This window comes from Stenotrophomonas sp. X (assembly GCF_055721025.1).
The window spans coordinates 208,796-223,999 of the sequence record NZ_CM146756.1 but is presented as its reverse complement, the minus strand read 5'-3'; the positions used below and the strand labels follow the sequence as shown (position 1 = coordinate 223,999).

General features: G+C 65.0%; 13 protein-coding genes and 1 riboswitch. Of the genes, 5 read left to right on the top strand and 8 right to left on the bottom strand.

Annotated features, from left to right (window positions below):
- Positions 1-2 precede the first annotated feature (2 nt).
- From ACZ75I_RS00975 to pncA, 3 genes are all read left to right on the top strand, one after another.
- Positions 3-1,991, top strand: coding sequence for an ATP-dependent nuclease (locus tag ACZ75I_RS00975; RefSeq protein WP_180868143.1), 1,989 nt, complete (start codon positions 3-5; stop codon positions 1,989-1,991).
- A gap of 55 nt (positions 1,992-2,046) precedes the next feature.
- Positions 2,047-2,275, top strand: a riboswitch (cobalamin riboswitch).
- A gap of 139 nt (positions 2,276-2,414) precedes the next feature.
- On the top strand, positions 2,415-3,086 hold the full coding sequence (locus ACZ75I_RS00970) for an epoxyqueuosine reductase QueH (RefSeq protein WP_061480745.1): 672 nt from the start codon (positions 2,415-2,417) through the stop codon (positions 3,084-3,086).
- Positions 3,087-3,142: 56 nt separating this feature from the next.
- On the top strand, positions 3,143-3,769 hold the full coding sequence (pncA, locus tag ACZ75I_RS00965; RefSeq protein ID WP_180868145.1) for a bifunctional nicotinamidase/pyrazinamidase: 627 nt from the start codon (positions 3,143-3,145) through the stop codon (positions 3,767-3,769).
- A 207-nt stretch (positions 3,770-3,976) separates the two neighbouring features.
- On the opposite strand, the gene purU is transcribed toward pncA, so the two are convergent.
- Positions 3,977-4,828 carry a formyltetrahydrofolate deformylase gene (gene purU / locus ACZ75I_RS00960; RefSeq protein ID WP_061480748.1) on the bottom strand — a complete coding sequence of 284 codons (852 nt, stop codon included), beginning with the start codon at positions 4,826-4,828 and terminating at the stop codon, positions 3,977-3,979.
- Positions 4,829-4,942: 114 nt separating this feature from the next.
- On the opposite strand from purU, the gene ACZ75I_RS00955 reads away from it, so the two are divergent.
- Entirely contained in the window at positions 4,943-5,854 is a 912-nt protein-coding gene (locus ACZ75I_RS00955; protein ID WP_346476311.1) for a LysR family transcriptional regulator, read from the top strand.
- Between the two features lie 3 nt (positions 5,855-5,857).
- Here ACZ75I_RS00955 and ACZ75I_RS00950 read toward each other — a convergent pair whose 3' ends face one another.
- The 3 genes from ACZ75I_RS00950 to ACZ75I_RS00940 form a co-directional block, all read right to left on the bottom strand.
- Positions 5,858-6,958 carry an NADH:flavin oxidoreductase/NADH oxidase gene (locus ACZ75I_RS00950; RefSeq protein ID WP_346476312.1) on the bottom strand — a complete coding sequence of 367 codons (1,101 nt, stop codon included), beginning with the start codon at positions 6,956-6,958 and terminating at the stop codon, positions 5,858-5,860.
- A 165-nt stretch (positions 6,959-7,123) separates the two neighbouring features.
- Complete coding sequence (locus ACZ75I_RS00945) at positions 7,124-7,930, bottom strand: NAD-dependent protein deacetylase (RefSeq protein WP_472958584.1); 807 nt, start codon at positions 7,928-7,930, stop codon at positions 7,124-7,126.
- 43 nt (positions 7,931-7,973) lie between these two features.
- Positions 7,974-8,375, bottom strand: a complete 402-nt coding sequence (locus ACZ75I_RS00940; RefSeq protein ID WP_021203756.1) for an acyl-CoA thioesterase — start codon at positions 8,373-8,375, stop codon at positions 7,974-7,976.
- Between the two features lie 90 nt (positions 8,376-8,465).
- Here ACZ75I_RS00940 and ACZ75I_RS00935 point away from each other — a divergent pair, with 90 nt between their 5' ends.
- On the top strand, positions 8,466-9,101 hold the full coding sequence (locus ACZ75I_RS00935; protein ID WP_472958583.1) for a LysE family translocator: 636 nt from the start codon (positions 8,466-8,468) through the stop codon (positions 9,099-9,101).
- Between the two features lie 106 nt (positions 9,102-9,207).
- Here ACZ75I_RS00935 and ACZ75I_RS00930 read toward each other — a convergent pair whose 3' ends face one another.
- From ACZ75I_RS00930 to ACZ75I_RS00915, 4 genes are all read right to left on the bottom strand, one after another.
- Positions 9,208-10,227, bottom strand: a complete 1,020-nt coding sequence (locus ACZ75I_RS00930) for a ribonucleotide-diphosphate reductase subunit beta (protein WP_472958582.1) — start codon at positions 10,225-10,227, stop codon at positions 9,208-9,210.
- A gap of 147 nt (positions 10,228-10,374) precedes the next feature.
- Entirely contained in the window at positions 10,375-12,777 is a 2,403-nt protein-coding gene (locus ACZ75I_RS00925; protein ID WP_061480272.1) for a ribonucleoside-diphosphate reductase subunit alpha, read from the bottom strand.
- A gap of 638 nt (positions 12,778-13,415) precedes the next feature.
- Positions 13,416-14,516, bottom strand: coding sequence for a cell division protein ZapE (gene zapE / locus ACZ75I_RS00920; RefSeq protein ID WP_472958581.1), 1,101 nt, complete (start codon positions 14,514-14,516; stop codon positions 13,416-13,418).
- A complete protein-coding gene (locus ACZ75I_RS00915) occupies positions 14,513-15,184 on the bottom strand; it encodes an alpha/beta hydrolase (protein WP_472958580.1) in 672 nt (223 codons plus the stop codon). The genes zapE and ACZ75I_RS00915 overlap by 4 nt, the downstream gene beginning before the upstream one ends.
- Positions 15,185-15,204 lie beyond the last annotated feature (20 nt).

The following is a 15,204-nucleotide window of genomic DNA, read 5'->3' as shown; positions in this document are numbered from 1 at the left end:
TTATGGAAAATCGCTCAAAACTCCTAAGCATCGAAATCCGAAACATAGGCTGCATCGGCAACGATGGGGTTACCGTAGACTTGGACGATATTGTATGCCTTGTTGGTCGCAATAACGCCGGCAAGTCGACCGTTCTCAATGCGTACGAGCTAGCTAAGGGTAGAAAGTTTCGTGTTGATGCCGACCGGCACCAGCACGCATCATCAGATCAGTTGTCGGAAGTTGTTCTGAGAGTCCACATTCCCGACGGACTTGGAAATGTTCACTCGAAGTGGAAGACAAAAGAAGGTGAACACTTAGTCGTAAAAAGTCGCTGGCAGTGGTCCGGACCTAACTATGATGCGAAGAGGCAGACATGGAATCCCGAGCTTGAGAATGGCAAGGGCGACTGGGATCAAGTGGAGAAGGCTTCCGGCTTGGACACTGTCTTTGGATCACGCTTGCCAGAGCCAATCCGAATTGGCTCCCTGGATGATGCAACCGGCGCTCAGGATCAACTTCTGAAGCTTGCATTGATCCCTCTTGAACGCGAGCTTGAGCGCGCTAGCAAGGATCCATCATCTCCGCTTAGCGCGGCCGTCAAAAGCATCCAAGGGCAAGTGGAAGCAATGGCGAGCAGCCACATGGAGCATTTTGGCTCTATTGCAGAGCGGGTCAGCACTGGATTCAAGGGCATCTTCCCTGATCTAGGCGTCAGCCTTGATCTGAAACCAGCAGTTCCAAGTATCAAATTCTTCGACTTGGTCAAGAATGGATCCCAGATCAGCGTTTTGGACGGCGAGACTAAGACTGGCGCTGCGCTTCAAGGAACGGGTGCCAGGAGGGCACTCTTTTGGGCAGTCCTTCAAGTCCATAATGAACTGGAGAGACAGAATAGATCTCGAAACGAGCATCTCTCCGCACTTGAGAAGGAGCGAGATGCTCTTAAGAAGTTGATTGCGAAGCCAAAGAAGGGGGATGTTGTCGATGAATTGGCAGCCCGGCTTGCTGCGGTATCGATTGAGATAGATGCACACGGGGAAGGCGCCCCGCTCCCGGAAGACAAGGAAGACGTCGCCTTCCCCGGATACCTATTGTTGATTGATGAACCTGAGAACGCACTTCACCCCATGGCAGCGCGAGCTGCCCAAAAGTACCTGTATGAGCTTGCCAAGAGTCAAGACTGGCAGGTGATGCTTACAACGCACTCTCCATACTTCGTAAATCCTTTTGAGGATCACACCACTATCGTGCGGCTGGAGCGCTCTGCGGGTGAACTTGGATCGCTCTCTACAAAGACCTACCGCTCGGATGAAATTGCGTTCGACGCAGATGAAAAATCCAGGCTCCAAGCACTTCAGCAAATGGACCCGAGCTTCTCTGAGGTCTTCTTCGGCTCATATCCCGTTATCGTGGAGGGCGATACCGAGCATGCAGCCTTCCTAGCTGCTGCCACCGAGGAAAATGCTGCCATTGCTAGCCAAGTTACACCGATCCGCGCAAGAGGGAAGGCTCTTATCGTCCCCATCATTAAAGTTCTTCGCCATTTCAAAATTCACTTCGGGGTGCTTCACGACTTGGACTCCCCAAAGAACAAGAATGGCAATGGGAATGGCATGTGGACAGAGAACGAGAAGATCTGGAACGAGGTACGGAAGACTCAGAAGGCTGGGATGCTAGTCAGGCATCGCGTGAGCATTCCTGACTTTGAGCGATTGCTTCACGGTGACGAAGCTGAGAAGGACAAGCCTTTGAATGTGTACTTGCAGGTGAAGGCCTCAGAGGACGCCAAATCCACCATTCGACAGCTTTTCCAAGACTTGCAGCACTCGGATGTTCACGGCCCCTTTGGCCAAGTTGATGACATCGCAACTTACATGGCACACGCTCAAACTGAGCTTGGGAAATGGGTGTGGGAAAAAGGGGTGCAGCTCGACCCACGGTATGCGGGCCTACCGCAGCCTGGTCACGTTCAGGTTGCGTTGCCTGCAACTCCCGCACCGCTGATTTGACAAGGTTGCAATAGGGTCAAGCGTGGCGCCCCTTGACCGGTGCCACCAACAGGTCCACCTTGCACACGCCGAAGGTATCCCTCCCGTCGCTCCGGCGCAGGGAGGGATTTAAACGGGAATCCGGTGAAGGCGCCGCGCGCGCCCATTCCGGAGCTGCCCCGCAGCGGTGAATGGAAACGAATCCTGCCAACAGCACTGGGCTCGCGCCTGGGAAGCGGCAGGGAGTAGGTGGGCTGCGGCCCGTGTCCATCAGCCCGAATACCGGCCCCGGCCGGGGGACACGACCGTCCCCTGATTCGACCTGGACTCTCCGCGGGGAGGGTGCCGGGGCCATCGCCAGCCTGCATGCGCAGGCGGCGTGGCCGCGCGCGTCCTGTTCACGGTAACCGGCCAGACCGCTCCCACGCCCTGACGCACGCCACGATGACCGAGTTCCAACGCCCCACCCTGACCCTGCCCGCCGATGGCAAGCGCCTGCTGCTGCATTCGTGCTGCGCGCCGTGCTCGGGCGAAGTGATGGAGGCGATCACCGCTTCCGGGATCGACTATGCGATCTTCTTCTACAACCCCAACATCCACCCGGTGAAGGAGTACGAGCTGCGCAAGCAGGAGAACATCCGCTTCGCCGAGCAGCACGGCATCCCGTTCATCGACTGCGACTACGACACCGACAACTGGTTCAGCCGCGCGCGTGGCATGGAGAACGAGCCCGAGCGCGGCATCCGCTGCACGATGTGCTTCGACATGCGTTTCGAACGCACCGCGCTGTACGCGCACGAGCACGGCTACGACACCATCAGTTCGTCGCTGGGCATCTCGCGCTGGAAGAACATGGCGCAGATCAACGACTGCGGCATCCGTGCGGCGTCGCGCTATGAAGGCCTGCAGTACTGGGACTACAACTGGCGCAAGGGCGGCGGTGCCAGCCGCATGATCGAGATCAGCAAGCGCGAGCAGTTCTACCAGCAGGAGTACTGCGGCTGCGTGTACTCGCTGCGCGATGCCAACCGCCATCGCCGAGAGAACGGCCGCGAGCGGATCCGGATCGGCCTGCTGTACTACGGGCAGGACGCTGAGGCGCCGCAGGGCGATTGACCTGTGCCGCCGGGGCGGCCACGCTGGTCACCCCTTTACGTTGTAGTGGACCTGCCATGACCGCCCTGCCCGCCGATGTCGCTCTGCTGGTGATCGACCTGCAGCCGGACTTCATGCCGGGCGGTGCGCTGGCCTGCGACCAGGGCGATGCGCTGGTGGCACCGATTGCCGATCTGTTGGCGCAGCGCCGCTACCGCACCGTGGTGGTGACCCAGGACTGGCACCCGGCCGACCACGCCTCGTTCGCCAGCCAGCACCCCGGTAAGCGACCGTTCGAGACCATCCTGCTGCACGCGCAGCCACAGACCCTGTGGCCCGACCATTGCGTGCAGGGCAGCAATGGCGCCGCGCTGCACCCGGGCGTGGACTGGACCGTGGCCGACCTGATCCTGCGCAAGGGCACCCGCCCACAGGTGGATTCGTACAGCGCCTTCCGCGAGAACCACGGCCCCGATGGCGAGCGCCCGGCCACCGGCCTGGCCGGCTGGCTGCATGAGCGCCGCATCCGCGAAGTGCACGTGTGCGGCCTGGCACGCGACTACTGCGTGCTGTGGAGCGCGCAGGACGCGGTGAAATCCGGCTTCCGGGTGAAGTTCCTGTGGGACCTGACCCGCCCGGTGACCGAAGCCAACGACGCGATGGTGCGCGAAGCGCTGGGCAAGGCGGGGATCGCGATCGTCTGAGGCGTGGCCGCCGGGCATGGCCCGGCGCTACCGCGCACGTCGCTTATGCCGCTTGCGCGCTCCTGCCCACAACAACACAATCGATTCATCCAGCCCCCTAACTACGCCCCCCTACAGATCGCGGGACGGCCGAACCGGGGGCTTTTCATTGGATGAAATCAGGATTCGGTAGCGCGGGGCCATGCCCGGCGGACGCGGGATGGGCGATTACCGGAACACCACCGTGCGATGCCCATTGAGCAGGATGCGGTGCTCCACATGGCGGCGAACCGCGCGTGCCAGCACCAGCGATTCGGTGTCGCTGCCCAGCCGCACCAGCTCGCGCGGCGCCATGGCGTGGTCAACGCGGGCCACGTCCTGTTCGATGATCGGGCCTTCGTCCAGATCCTCGGTGACGTAGTGCGCGGTGGCACCGATGATCTTGACCCCGCGCGCGTGCGCCTGGTGATAGGGCTGCGCGCCCTTGAAGCTGGGCAGGAAGCTGTGGTGGATGTTGATCGCACGGCCGGCCAGCGCACGGCACAGCGTGGGTGACAGGATCTGCATGTAGCGCGCCAGCACCACCAGGTCGATGCGCTCACGCTCGACCAGGTCGATGATCTGCTGCTCCTGCACCGCACGCGTATCGGCGGTCACCGGCAAGTGGTGGAACGGTACCTGGTAGGACGCGGCCAATGGCGCGAAGTCGGCGTGGTTGGACGCCACTGCCGCGATGTCGACCTTCAGCTGGCCGCTGTGGGCGCGGAACAGCAGGTCGTTGAGGCAATGCCCCTGCTTGCTGACCAGCACCAGCAGGCGTGCCCGGCGGCGGCCGTCATGCAGCTGCCAGTCCATGCCGAAGCCTTCGGCAAGTTTGGCCATCGCGGCATGCACGGTCTCCAGCGGCAGGCCGGCGTCGCGGTCGAAATGCACGCGCAGGAAGAAGCGGCCGCTTTCCTCGTCGCCGAACTGTTGGGCGTCGAGGATGTTGCAGCCGTGGTCGAACAACAGGCCGGACACACGGTAGACGATGCCGGTACGGTCCGGGCAGGACAGGGTGAGGATGGAGTCGGGGCGCATCGCCACAGTGTAGGCCAGCAGGGTGTCGATCGGAGCGATGGTCACCGATGCAAGCGAAGGGCTTGGTTCTGTCCCAAGCGATACTTGGCCGATCCCGTGGCAAGCTGGCCGGTCATGAACCTGTTGCAATTGATCCGCAGCTTCACCCGCACCGCAGAGACCGGCAGCATCGCCGCTGCGGCCCGTACCCTTGGCATCAGCGCCACCGCTGTCGGCCAGAACATCAACCGTCTGGAGGCCCATCTGGGCGTACGGTTGCTGAACCGAAGTACGCGGCGGCTGGCCCTCAGCGAGGCCGGCGCGCTGTACCTGGCGCAGGTGCGCCACATCGAAGCCGACCTGGCGCGCGCGCAGGCGATGGTCACCTCCGGTGACATCGAACCGGCGGGGCCGCTGCGCATCGCCAGCAGCAGCGCGTTCGGTCGCCACGTGCTGGCACCGTTGCTGCCTTCGCTGCAGCAACGCTACCCGCAGCTGCAGCTGGAGCTGCGCCTGACCGACCGCGCCGTGCAGCATGGCCCTGAAGCGGTGGACGCCAGCATCCGCATCGGCGCGCAGCTGGAAGACGGCGTCGTCGCACGGCAGCTGGCGCGCGTGCCGTTCGTGTTCTGTGCCGCGCCGGCCTACCTGCAGGCCCATGGCACGCCGCAGGAACCCGCCGAACTGGGTCGCCATCGCGGGCTGCTGCACCGCTTCCCGACCGATGGCCGGCCGCTGCGCTGGGGCCTGCTGAAGGACGGCCAGCGCGTGGACGCCGCGCTGCCACCGAGCATGGTCTGCGATGACATCGATGCGCTGGCGACGCTGGCGGCGGCCGGTGCCGGCATCACCCGGCTCGCCGCATTCGTGGCCGAGCCGTACCTGCGCGATGGCCGCCTGCAGGCGGTGTTCGGCGCCGACACCGCGTGGCACCCGGAACCGATGGAGGTCTACTTCTGCGTCAGCGACCGCCGCGATTTCACCGCCAAGATCCGCGCGCTGTTCGAGCACCTGCAGGCCGGCATGGCGCCGGCCTGGCGGGTGTGAGCCTCAGCGCGCCTTGAACACGCCACGCGCCTCGCGCGGCTCGCAGCGCAGGTACTGCGGCGCCGGCTCCACGCTGTCGCGCAATGCGGCAGCAGCGTGCCACGGCCAGCGCGGGTCGTAGAGGATGCCGCGTGCCAGCGCTACCGCATCGGCGTGGCGATGGCGCAGGATCGATTCGGCTTGCTCGGGCTCGGTGATCATGCCCACCGCGATCACCGGCATGCGTACCTTGGCCTTGATCGCGGCGGCGAACGGCACCTGGTAGCCGGGACCGACGGTGATCTTCTGGCGCTCGTCCAGGCCACCGCTGGAGACATGCAGGAAATTGCAGCCGCGCGCATCCAGCACCTGGGCCAGCGCTTCGCTCTGTACCAGGTCCCAGCCACCCTCGACCCAGTCGCTGGCGGAAATGCGCACGCCCACGGCGATCTTGTCCGATACCGCCGCACGCACTGCGTCGAACACCTCCACCAGCAGGCGCAGGCGGTTCGGCAGCGAGCCGCCATAGCCATCGGTGCGGCGGTTGCTCAGCGGCGACAGGAACTGGTGCAGCAGATAGCCGTGCGCGGCATGCAGCTCGATCAGCTCGAAGCCCAGGCGCTCGGCGCGCACCGCACTGGCGGCGAAGGCGGCGATCACCTCGGCGATGCCGGCCTCGTCCAGTTCCTGCGGTGCCGGATCGGCGGCATGGAACGGCAGCGGCGACGGCGCCACCGTGGCCCAGCCACGCGCATCATCGGCCGGTAGCTGGCCGCCGCCGTCCCACGGGCGCTTCACCGAGGCCTTGCGACCGGCGTGGCCGAGCTGGATGCCCAGCGGCATCGGCGACCAGCGGCGGACGCTGGCCAGCACCTGTGCCAACGCGGCCTCGGTGCCGTCATCCCACAGGCCCAGGTCGGCCCAGCTGATGCGGCCGCGCGGCTCGACCGCGGTGGCTTCCAGGATCAGCAAACCGGCACCGGACTGCGCCAGGTTGCCCAGGTGCATGGCGTGCCAGTCGCTGGCGCGGCCGTCCTCGGCGGAGTACTGGCACATCGGCGCGATGACGATGCGGTTGGACAGGGTCAGGGGGCCGAACGAGATCGGCGAGAACAGCTGGCTCAAGACGGTGATGAACGACGTAGGGGGTGCGTATTGCACCGCTGCGCGGCTCGCGGATCAACCATCTGGATGGATCGCTGTTTCGCGGGGACGCATGATGGGTAGCGCCGGGCCATGCCCGGCGAACGTGCGGCGCGGCACCCCGTTTCCGCCGGGCATGGCCCGGCGCTACCCGGTAACGAGCCCTGCCAGCGCTTCAGCGCAGTCCCGCTCATCCTTGAACAACAGCAGGTCGTCGGCTCGGGTGCGGCCTCGGTTCAGCGCCGCTACCGGCAACCCTGCCTTCGCGGCCGCCTGCACGAAGCGGAAGCCGGAATAGACCATCAGCGACGAGCCCACCACCAGCACGGCGTCGGCCTGCTGCAGGTGATCGTGCACCGCCGCCACCCGTTCACGCGGCACGTTTTCGCCGAAGAACACCACATCCGGCTTCAGCAGGCCGCCGCAGTACGGACAATCGGGCACCACGAACGTGGAGAAATCGATCTCCAGATCGGCATCGCCATCGGGCGCGATACCGGCATCCAGCGCATCCCAGCCCGGATTGGCCTCCAGCAGCCGCTGCTGGAAATCCTCGCGGCCACTGCGGCGCTCACAGCTCATGCAGCGCACCCGGTCCAGGCGGCCATGCAGGTCGATCACCTTGTGGCTGCCGGCGCGCTGGTGCAGGCCGTCCACGTTCTGGGTCAGCAGCAGCTGCAGCTTGCCGCTGTTTTCCAGTGCGGCCAAGGCCTGGTGGGTACCGTTGGGCCGGGCCAGGCCGAAGCGCGGCCAGCCCAGCAGGCTGCGCGCCCAGTAGCGCTGGCGGGTACCCGCTTCGCCCATGAACGCCTGGTAGGTCACCGGCGGCGTGCGTTTCCACTGGCCGTCGGTATCGCGATAGTCGGGAATGCCCGAGGCGGTGCTGCAACCGGCGCCGGTCAGCACGAACAGGCGCTGGGCGTGGTCGATGAAGTCGGTCAGCGGCGAGGTCATGGCTGCCAGATGGGGGCGCCGCAGCGCCCGTGCAAGCGCCGGCTCAGGCGGCCGGCAGCGGCGGCACCGCGATCGGGTGGCCGTCCTCGTCCAGCGCGATCATCACGAAGTGGCCGCGGGTACACAGCTTGCGCTCGCCGCTGTGCAGGTCCTCGGCGACCAGTTCCACCTCGACCTTCATCGAGCTGCGCCCGACTTCGACGATGCGGCCGATGGTTTCCACCATCTGGCCGATGCGGATCGGCAGCTTGAAGTCGACCTGGTCGCTGCGCGCGGTCACCACGGTGCGGCGCGAATAGCGGGCGGCGGCCAGGAAGGCGGCCTTGTCCATCCACGCCAATGCCTGGCCACCGAACAGGGTGCCAAGGTGGTTGGTGTGGTTGGGGAAGACGATTTCGGCCATGCGCACTTCGGTGGGCGGCACGGTTTCGGGGATCGGGGTCATGGGGGTGCTTCGGTGTGGGGTCCGTCAATTTTAAGCCAGGCCCCGTGCAGGCGACGCTACACTGCGCCACGCCCACTGCCAGGACCGCCCATGCCCGCACTTTCCGACCTGCTGGCCTTTGCGCTGGTTTCGCTGGCCATGGTGCTCACGCCCGGGCCGAACATGATCTACGTCATCTCGCGCTCGATCTGCCAAGGGCCGCTCGCCGGGCTGATCTCGCTGGGCGGGGTGGCGCTGGGCTTCGTGTTCTACATGCTGTGCGCGGCACTGGGCATCACCGCCCTGCTGATGACCGTGCCGTTCGCCTATGAGGCGCTGCGCATCGGTGGCGCGCTGTACCTGCTGTACCTGGCGTGGCAGGCGCTGAAGCCCGGCGGCCGTTCACCGTTCGCGGTGCGCGACCTGCCGCAGGACAGCCCGCGCAGACTGTTCACGATGGGCTTGCTGACCAATCTGCTGAACCCGAAAGTGGCGGTGATGTACCTGTCGCTGCTGCCGCAGTTCCTGCATCCCGATGGCGAAGGCAGTGTGCTGATGCAGTCGATCGTGCTGGGCTGCACCCAGATCCTGGTCAGCGTCAGCGTGAACGGCCTGATCGCGCTGGCCGCCGGCAGCATCGCCGGCTTCCTGGCCGCGCGCCCCACCTGGCAGAGGGTGCAGCGCTGGCTGATGGGCACGGTGCTGGCCGGGTTGGCGGTGCGCATGGCGGTGGAAGGACGGCGCTAGCGCTTTGTAGAGTCGAGCCATGCTCGACTCTACAAAAGCCAGGCGCGCAACAAAAAACCCCGGCATTGGCCGGGGTTTTTCGTTGCGACAGGCCTGACCGGTTCGATCAGAAGTTCATGTCGAAGGCGACTTCGCCCTGCACGCCGACCTGGTAGGCCGAGACGCGGCGTTCGAAGAAGTTGGTCAGTTCCTGCACGTCCTGCAGTTCCATGAACGGCAGCGGGTTGCGCACGTTGTACTTCTTTTCCATGCCCAGTTTGGCGAAGTGCTGATCGGCACAATGCTGCAGGTACTGGCGCATGTCACGGGTCGAGATGCCGGCCACGCCGCCGGACAGCACGTCCTCGGCGAACTGCACTTCGCATTCGATGGCTTCGGCCAACATGTCGTAGACCTGCTGCTTCATCTCGTCGTCGAACAGGTCCGGCTCTTCCTCACGCACCACGCGCACCGACTCGAAGGCGAAATCCATGTGCGCGCTTTCGTCGCGGAACACCCAGTTGGTGCCCGAAGCCAGGCCCGGCAGCAGGCCGCGCGAACGGAAGTAGTACACGTAGGCGAAGGCAGCGAAGAAGAACAGGCCTTCGATGCAGGCAGCGAAGCAGATCTGGTTGAGCAGGAACTGGCGGCGCTGTTCGCGGGTCTCGATGCGGGTCAGGTCCTGGATCGAGTCGATCCACTTGAAGCAGAAATCGGCCTTCTTCTTGATCGAGTCGATGTTCTCCACCGCCGAGAACGCCTTGGCGCGCTCTTCCGGGTCCGGCAGGTAGTTGTCGAGCAGGGTCAGGTAGAACTGCACGTGCAGTGCTTCTTCATACAGCTGGCGCGACAGGTACATGCGCGCTTCCGGCGCATTGAGGTGCTGGTACAGGTTCAGCACCAGGTTGTTGGACACGATCGAGTCGCCGGTGGCGAAGAACGCGACCAGGCGGTGGATCAGGTGGCGCTCGCCCGGCGACATCTTGCTGTGCAGGTCGGTGATGTCGATCTGGAAGTTGATCTCTTCCACCGTCCAGGTGTTCTTGATCGCATTCCGGTACATGTCATAGAACTGCGGGTAGCGCATCGGGCGCAGGGTCAGTTCAAAACCGGGATCGAGCAGCATCTGCTTGGGCTTGTCGGCCATGGGTGTTTCCTTGAATTCTCGGGTCAAAACGCCGGGCATGGCCCGGCGCTACCTTGGTGTTTCCGTGCTGCAGCCGAGCATGGCTCGGCTCTGCAGGTGCGAGGTGTTCGAGTGCCGACCAACGGTCGGCACCCACCGCGCGGCGTGTTACTGGCAGGCCTCGCAGGCTTCCGGGTTTTCCAGCGAGCAGGCGATGGCTTCGTCCGGGCTGAACACCTTGGCCGGTGCGGCGGCACTCACCGTCGTCTTGGCGATCTTGGTGGCCGGGCGCGAACGCAGGTAGTAGGTGGTCTTGATGCCCTGCTTCCAGGCGTACATGTACATGGAGGACATCGCGCCGATGTTCGGGCTTTCCATGAACAGGTTGAGCGAGGCCGACTGGTCGATGAAGGCGCCACGCTCGGCGGCCATGTCGATCAGCGAACGCATCGGCAGTTCCCACGCGGTGCGGTAGACCTCGCGCAGCGTTTCCGGGATCTGCGCCACGCCGGCGATCGAGCCTTCGGCCAGCTTGATGGCATCGCGCATTTCCGGCGTCCACAGGCCCAGCTTCTTCAGCTCGTTGACCAGGTAGCGGTTGACCTGCAGGAAGTCACCGGACAGGGTCTCGCGCTTGAACAGGTTGGACACCTGCGGCTCGACGCACTCGTAGCAACCGGCGATCGAGGCGATGGTCGCGGTCGGCGCGATCGCGATCATCAGCGAGTTGCGCAGGCCGTGTTCCTTGATGCGCTCACGCAGGGCATCCCAGCGCGCAGTGTCTTCCGGCACCACGTTCCAGGCGTCGAACTGCAGTTCGCCGCTGGCGGCACGGGTGTCGTTGAACGACGGGTGCTTGCCGCGTTCCTGGGCCAGCTCGCAGGAGGTTTCCAGCGCGTGGAAGTAGATCGCTTCGGCGATCTTCTTCGACAGCGCGCGGGCTTCGGCGCTGTCGAACGGCAGGCGCTTGCGGAAGAACACATCCTGCAGGCCCATGCAGCCCAGGCCGACCGGACGCCAGCGCAGGTTGGCGCGGCGGGCGGTTTCGATCGGGTAGAAGTTCAGGTCGATGACGCGGTCGAGCTGGCGCACGGCCAGGCGCACGGTCTCGGCCAGCTTCTCGAAGTCGAACTCGTTGTGCTCGTCGAAGTGGTTGCCCAGGTTGATCGAACCCAGGTTGCACACTGCGGTTTCATCGTTGGAAGTGACTTCCAGGATTTCGGTGCACAGGTTGGACAGGTGGATCACGTTGCCCGGACGCAGGGTCTGGTTGCTGGCGCGGTTGCACTTGTCCTTGAAGGTCATCCAGCCGTTGCCGGTCTCGGCCAGCGTACGCATCATGCGGGCGTACAGCTTGCGCGCGGAGATGGTGCGGTTGGCCTTGCCCTGGGCTTCGGCCTGCAGGTAGGCAGCCTCGAAGGCTTCGCCAAACAGGTCGGTGAACTCCGGCACGACGCGCGGATCGAACAGCGACCATTCCTGGTCGGCTTCGACGCGCTTCATGAACAGGTCCGGCACCCAGTTGGCCAGGTTCAGGTTGTGCGCACGACGGGCTTCGTCACCGGTGTTGTCACGCAGTTCGAGGAAGTCCTCGATGTCGGCGTGCCAGGTTTCCAGGTACACGCAGGCTGCGCCCTTGCGCTTGCCGCCCTGGTTCACCGCGGCCACGGACGAATCCATGGTCTTCAGCCACGGCACGATGCCGTTGGAGTGGCCGTTGGTCGACTTGATCAGCGAGCCACGCGAACGCACGCGGGTGTAGCTGACGCCGATGCCGCCGGAGAACTTCGACAGCTGGGCGATGTCGCCGTACTTGGCATAGATCGACTCCAGCGAGTCCTGCGGCGAGTCCAGCAGGAAGCACGAGGACAGCTGCTCGTGGGTGGTGCCGGAGTTGAACAGGGTCGGGCTGGACGGCAGGTAGTCCAGGTTGCCCATGCGCTTGTACAGCGCCAGGGTCTCGGACACGTCCTCGCTCAGCGCGCTGGCGATGCGCAGGAAGAACTGCTGCGGGGTCTCGATCACCTTGCGGGTGTGCGGATGGCGCAGCAGGTAACGGTCGTACAGGGTACGCAGGCCGAAGTAATCGAAGTTCAGATCCAGCGAGATGTCGATGGCGTCGTTGAGCTTGCGCGCATTGGTCTGCACGAAGTTCAGCAGGCGGTCGTTGATCAGGCCGACTTCATGGCCACGGCTGACCGACTGCGAGAAGGCGTAGATTTCCTGGCCCGAGACTTCCTTGGCAATGTAGTTGGCCAGCAGGCGCGCAGCGAGGCGGCCGTACTCGGGCTCTTCGCCAATCAGCAGGGCGGCGGTGCGGATGGACAGTTCGTCCAGCTCGCGGGTGGTAGCGCCGTTGTACAGGCCGGAAATGGTGCGGGTGGCCACGCGCATCGGATCGACGGCGTGCAGGCCTTCGGAGGAACGCTGCACCGCGCGCACGATCTTGTTCAGGTCCACCAGCTCGGTGGTCCCGTTGCGCTTGGTCACACTCATCGCGTTGGCCGTCGGCGGCGACGTCAACAGGAATTCGCTTTCCTTCTCGATGGTGGCGCTGGATTCGGTGCTCACGGCGTATGTCCTCTTGGCGTGATTGGGGGTGCTCGATGCATCGGGGTGACGCAGCCCGGGACATGACGGCCCAGGATGGCAGGACGGCGTCGCAGGGGATGAGACCCTGCGCCTGCCACTGCCGTTGACGATCGCGGGAGGTATTGCTGCCAGCCCCCAGAACTGGGGTTGCTGCGACCGACGGCCACAAGATAGTGGGGGTAGTGGGGTCCGTCAACGCCAAATGTAGTGAAATTCGGCAATCCCTTGCGCCGCAAGGATCGTGCCATCGGCGCCCTGATCAGACGCTTCAGACCTGCCGGAACGGGCTGCGCAGTCAAGCCCGAAAGGCGTCATTGCGGTGGTACAACGCGCTGCGGAAACGGAACAATGACAGCTTCACATGACAGTGATGAAACTGGCTAGGGACAACCCTGTGGATAGGTGGTGGGCATCCGGTGGACGTCGGGATCACCCGCCGGGCAGCGACGCGAGGCCGCATGTGTCGGCCGGGCCGGATGGGCGCCGTTGGGAGCGCGGTTGCGCCCACCCGATAGCCGCGCCGTGCTGTTGTAGAGCCGAGCCCACGCTCGGCTGCTTTTGAATGATGTGCCGAAAAGCAGCCGAGCGTGGGCTCGGCTCTACAAACGGCACTACCCTCACGCCCGGTGCGGGGTGCCCAGGTACTCGGCGCTCTGCATCTCGATCAGGCGCGAGGCGGTGCGCTCGAACGCGCCCTGCAGGCGCTGGCCGGTGTACAGCTCGACCGGCGAGGTGCTGGCGGTGCAGACCAGGTTGACGTGGCGGTCGTACAACTCGTCGATCAGGTTGACGAAGCGGCGCGCGGCATCCTCGTTCAGGCGATCGAAGGCGGGAATGCCGCCCAGCAGCACCGTGTTGAACTCGTGCGCGATCTCGATGTAGTCCGAGGGCCCGCGCGGGCCCTCGCACAGCGCGGCGAAATCGAACCAGGCGATGCTCTTGCCGCGGCCGCGGACCGGAATCTTGCGGCCCTCGATCTCGATGTTGCCGGGCTTGGCCGGTTGGCCGCCGCTCAGTTCGCTCCAGCGCGTGGCCAGCCAGTCGTCGCTGTCGGCGGCCAACGGTGCGCGGTACACCGGCGAGCGGGTCAGCGCGCGCATGCGGTAGTCCTCGGTACCTTCGGCGTACAGCTCCACGCAGAAGCGCTGCAGCAGGCCGATGGCCGGCAGGAAGCTCTCGCGCTGCAGGCCGTTGAGGTACAGGTTCTCCACCGCGGTGTTGGAGGTGGTGACCAGGGTCACGCCTTCGGCGAACAGGCGCTCCAGCAGCCGCGCCAGCAGCATCGCATCACCGATGTCGGTGACGAAGAACTCGTCCAGCACCAGCACGCGCAGGTTGCTGCGCCACTCCTGGGCGATCTTCGCCAGCGGGTCGCTCTGCCCCTGGTGATCGCGCAGGCGCTCGTGGACGCTGCGCATGAAGCGGTGGAAATGCGTGCGGTACTTCTGCTTGATCGGCAGCCCGTCGTAGAACAGGTCGACCAGGAAGGTCTTGCCGCGGCCGACGCCGCCCCAGAAGTACAGGCCCTTCACCGGCTCGGGCTTCTTCCAGAACGCGGACAGGCGGTCCAGCCAACCGTCCTCGGCACTGTCCAGCAGGCCCAGGTGGATGCGGTCCAGCTCGGCCAGCGCTGCATGCTGGGCCGGGTCGTCCTGCCAGTCACCACGGGCGACCCCTTCCGCGTACCGCTGCGACGGGGTCAACTCGGTTGCACTCATGCCGCCGCGCCCAACCAATGCTTCACGCCGTGGGTCAGTGCGCCGCGCAGGTCGATCAGCTTGCGGTGGAAGAAGTGGCTGGTCTCGGGCATGCGCACCAGCTCATGCGGGAACTCCAGCGCGTCCAGCCACTGGTAGACAGCCTGCGGGTCGACGATCTCGTCCTGCTCGCCCTGGATCACCAGCCAGCGCGCCGGCGGTACGATGCCGTCGAAGTCCCAGCGGCCGGCCGGTGGCGCGATCGAGATCAGCGCTTCCGGCTGCAGCGCGGCAGCGGCCTTCAGCGACACGAACGAACCGAAGCTGAAACCGGCCAGCCACAGCCGGTCGTGCGGGCGCTGGCTGCGCACCCAGGCGGCGACCGCCTTCAGGTCATCCTGCTCGCCCACGCCGTGGTCGAACTCACCGGCCGACGCGCCAACACTGCGGAAGTTGAAGCGCACCGTAGCGATGCCCAGCTCGCGCAGGGTGGTGGCGGTCATGGTGACCACCTTGTTGTGCAGGGTGCCGCCTTCGGTGGACAGCGGATGGCAGACGATGGCCACGATCGGCTGCACCGGCGCGTCGGCCTTGGGCAGGTCGACGACCACTTCCAGCGGGCCGGCCGGGCCATCCAGTTGGAGACAGGCGGTTTCGCCGGGGGCGACGGGGAACGAGGGCTTGTGCATGGCACCATGATACCGTCCCC

Coding starts and splice junctions, on each gene's coding strand:
- ACZ75I_RS00940 (WP_021203756.1), bottom strand. CDS start 8,375: ATGACCCCGATCCCCGAAACCGTGCCGCCCACCGAAGTGCGCATGGCC.
- ACZ75I_RS00915 (WP_472958580.1), bottom strand. CDS start 15,184: ATGCACAAGCCCTCGTTCCCCGTCGCCCCCGGCGAAACCGCCTGTCTC.
- ACZ75I_RS00945 (WP_472958584.1), bottom strand. CDS start 7,930: ATGACCTCGCCGCTGACCGACTTCATCGACCACGCCCAGCGCCTGTTC.
- ACZ75I_RS00975 (WP_180868143.1), top strand. CDS start 3: ATGGAAAATCGCTCAAAACTCCTAAGCATCGAAATCCGAAACATAGGC.
- ACZ75I_RS00935 (WP_472958583.1), top strand. CDS start 8,466: ATGCCCGCACTTTCCGACCTGCTGGCCTTTGCGCTGGTTTCGCTGGCC.
- ACZ75I_RS00930 (WP_472958582.1), bottom strand. CDS start 10,227: ATGGCCGACAAGCCCAAGCAGATGCTGCTCGATCCCGGTTTTGAACTG.
- ACZ75I_RS00970 (WP_061480745.1), top strand. CDS start 2,415: ATGACCGAGTTCCAACGCCCCACCCTGACCCTGCCCGCCGATGGCAAG.
- purU (WP_061480748.1), bottom strand. CDS start 4,828: ATGCGCCCCGACTCCATCCTCACCCTGTCCTGCCCGGACCGTACCGGC.
- ACZ75I_RS00955 (WP_346476311.1), top strand. CDS start 4,943: ATGAACCTGTTGCAATTGATCCGCAGCTTCACCCGCACCGCAGAGACC.
- pncA (WP_180868145.1), top strand. CDS start 3,143: ATGACCGCCCTGCCCGCCGATGTCGCTCTGCTGGTGATCGACCTGCAG.
- zapE (WP_472958581.1), bottom strand. CDS start 14,516: ATGAGTGCAACCGAGTTGACCCCGTCGCAGCGGTACGCGGAAGGGGTC.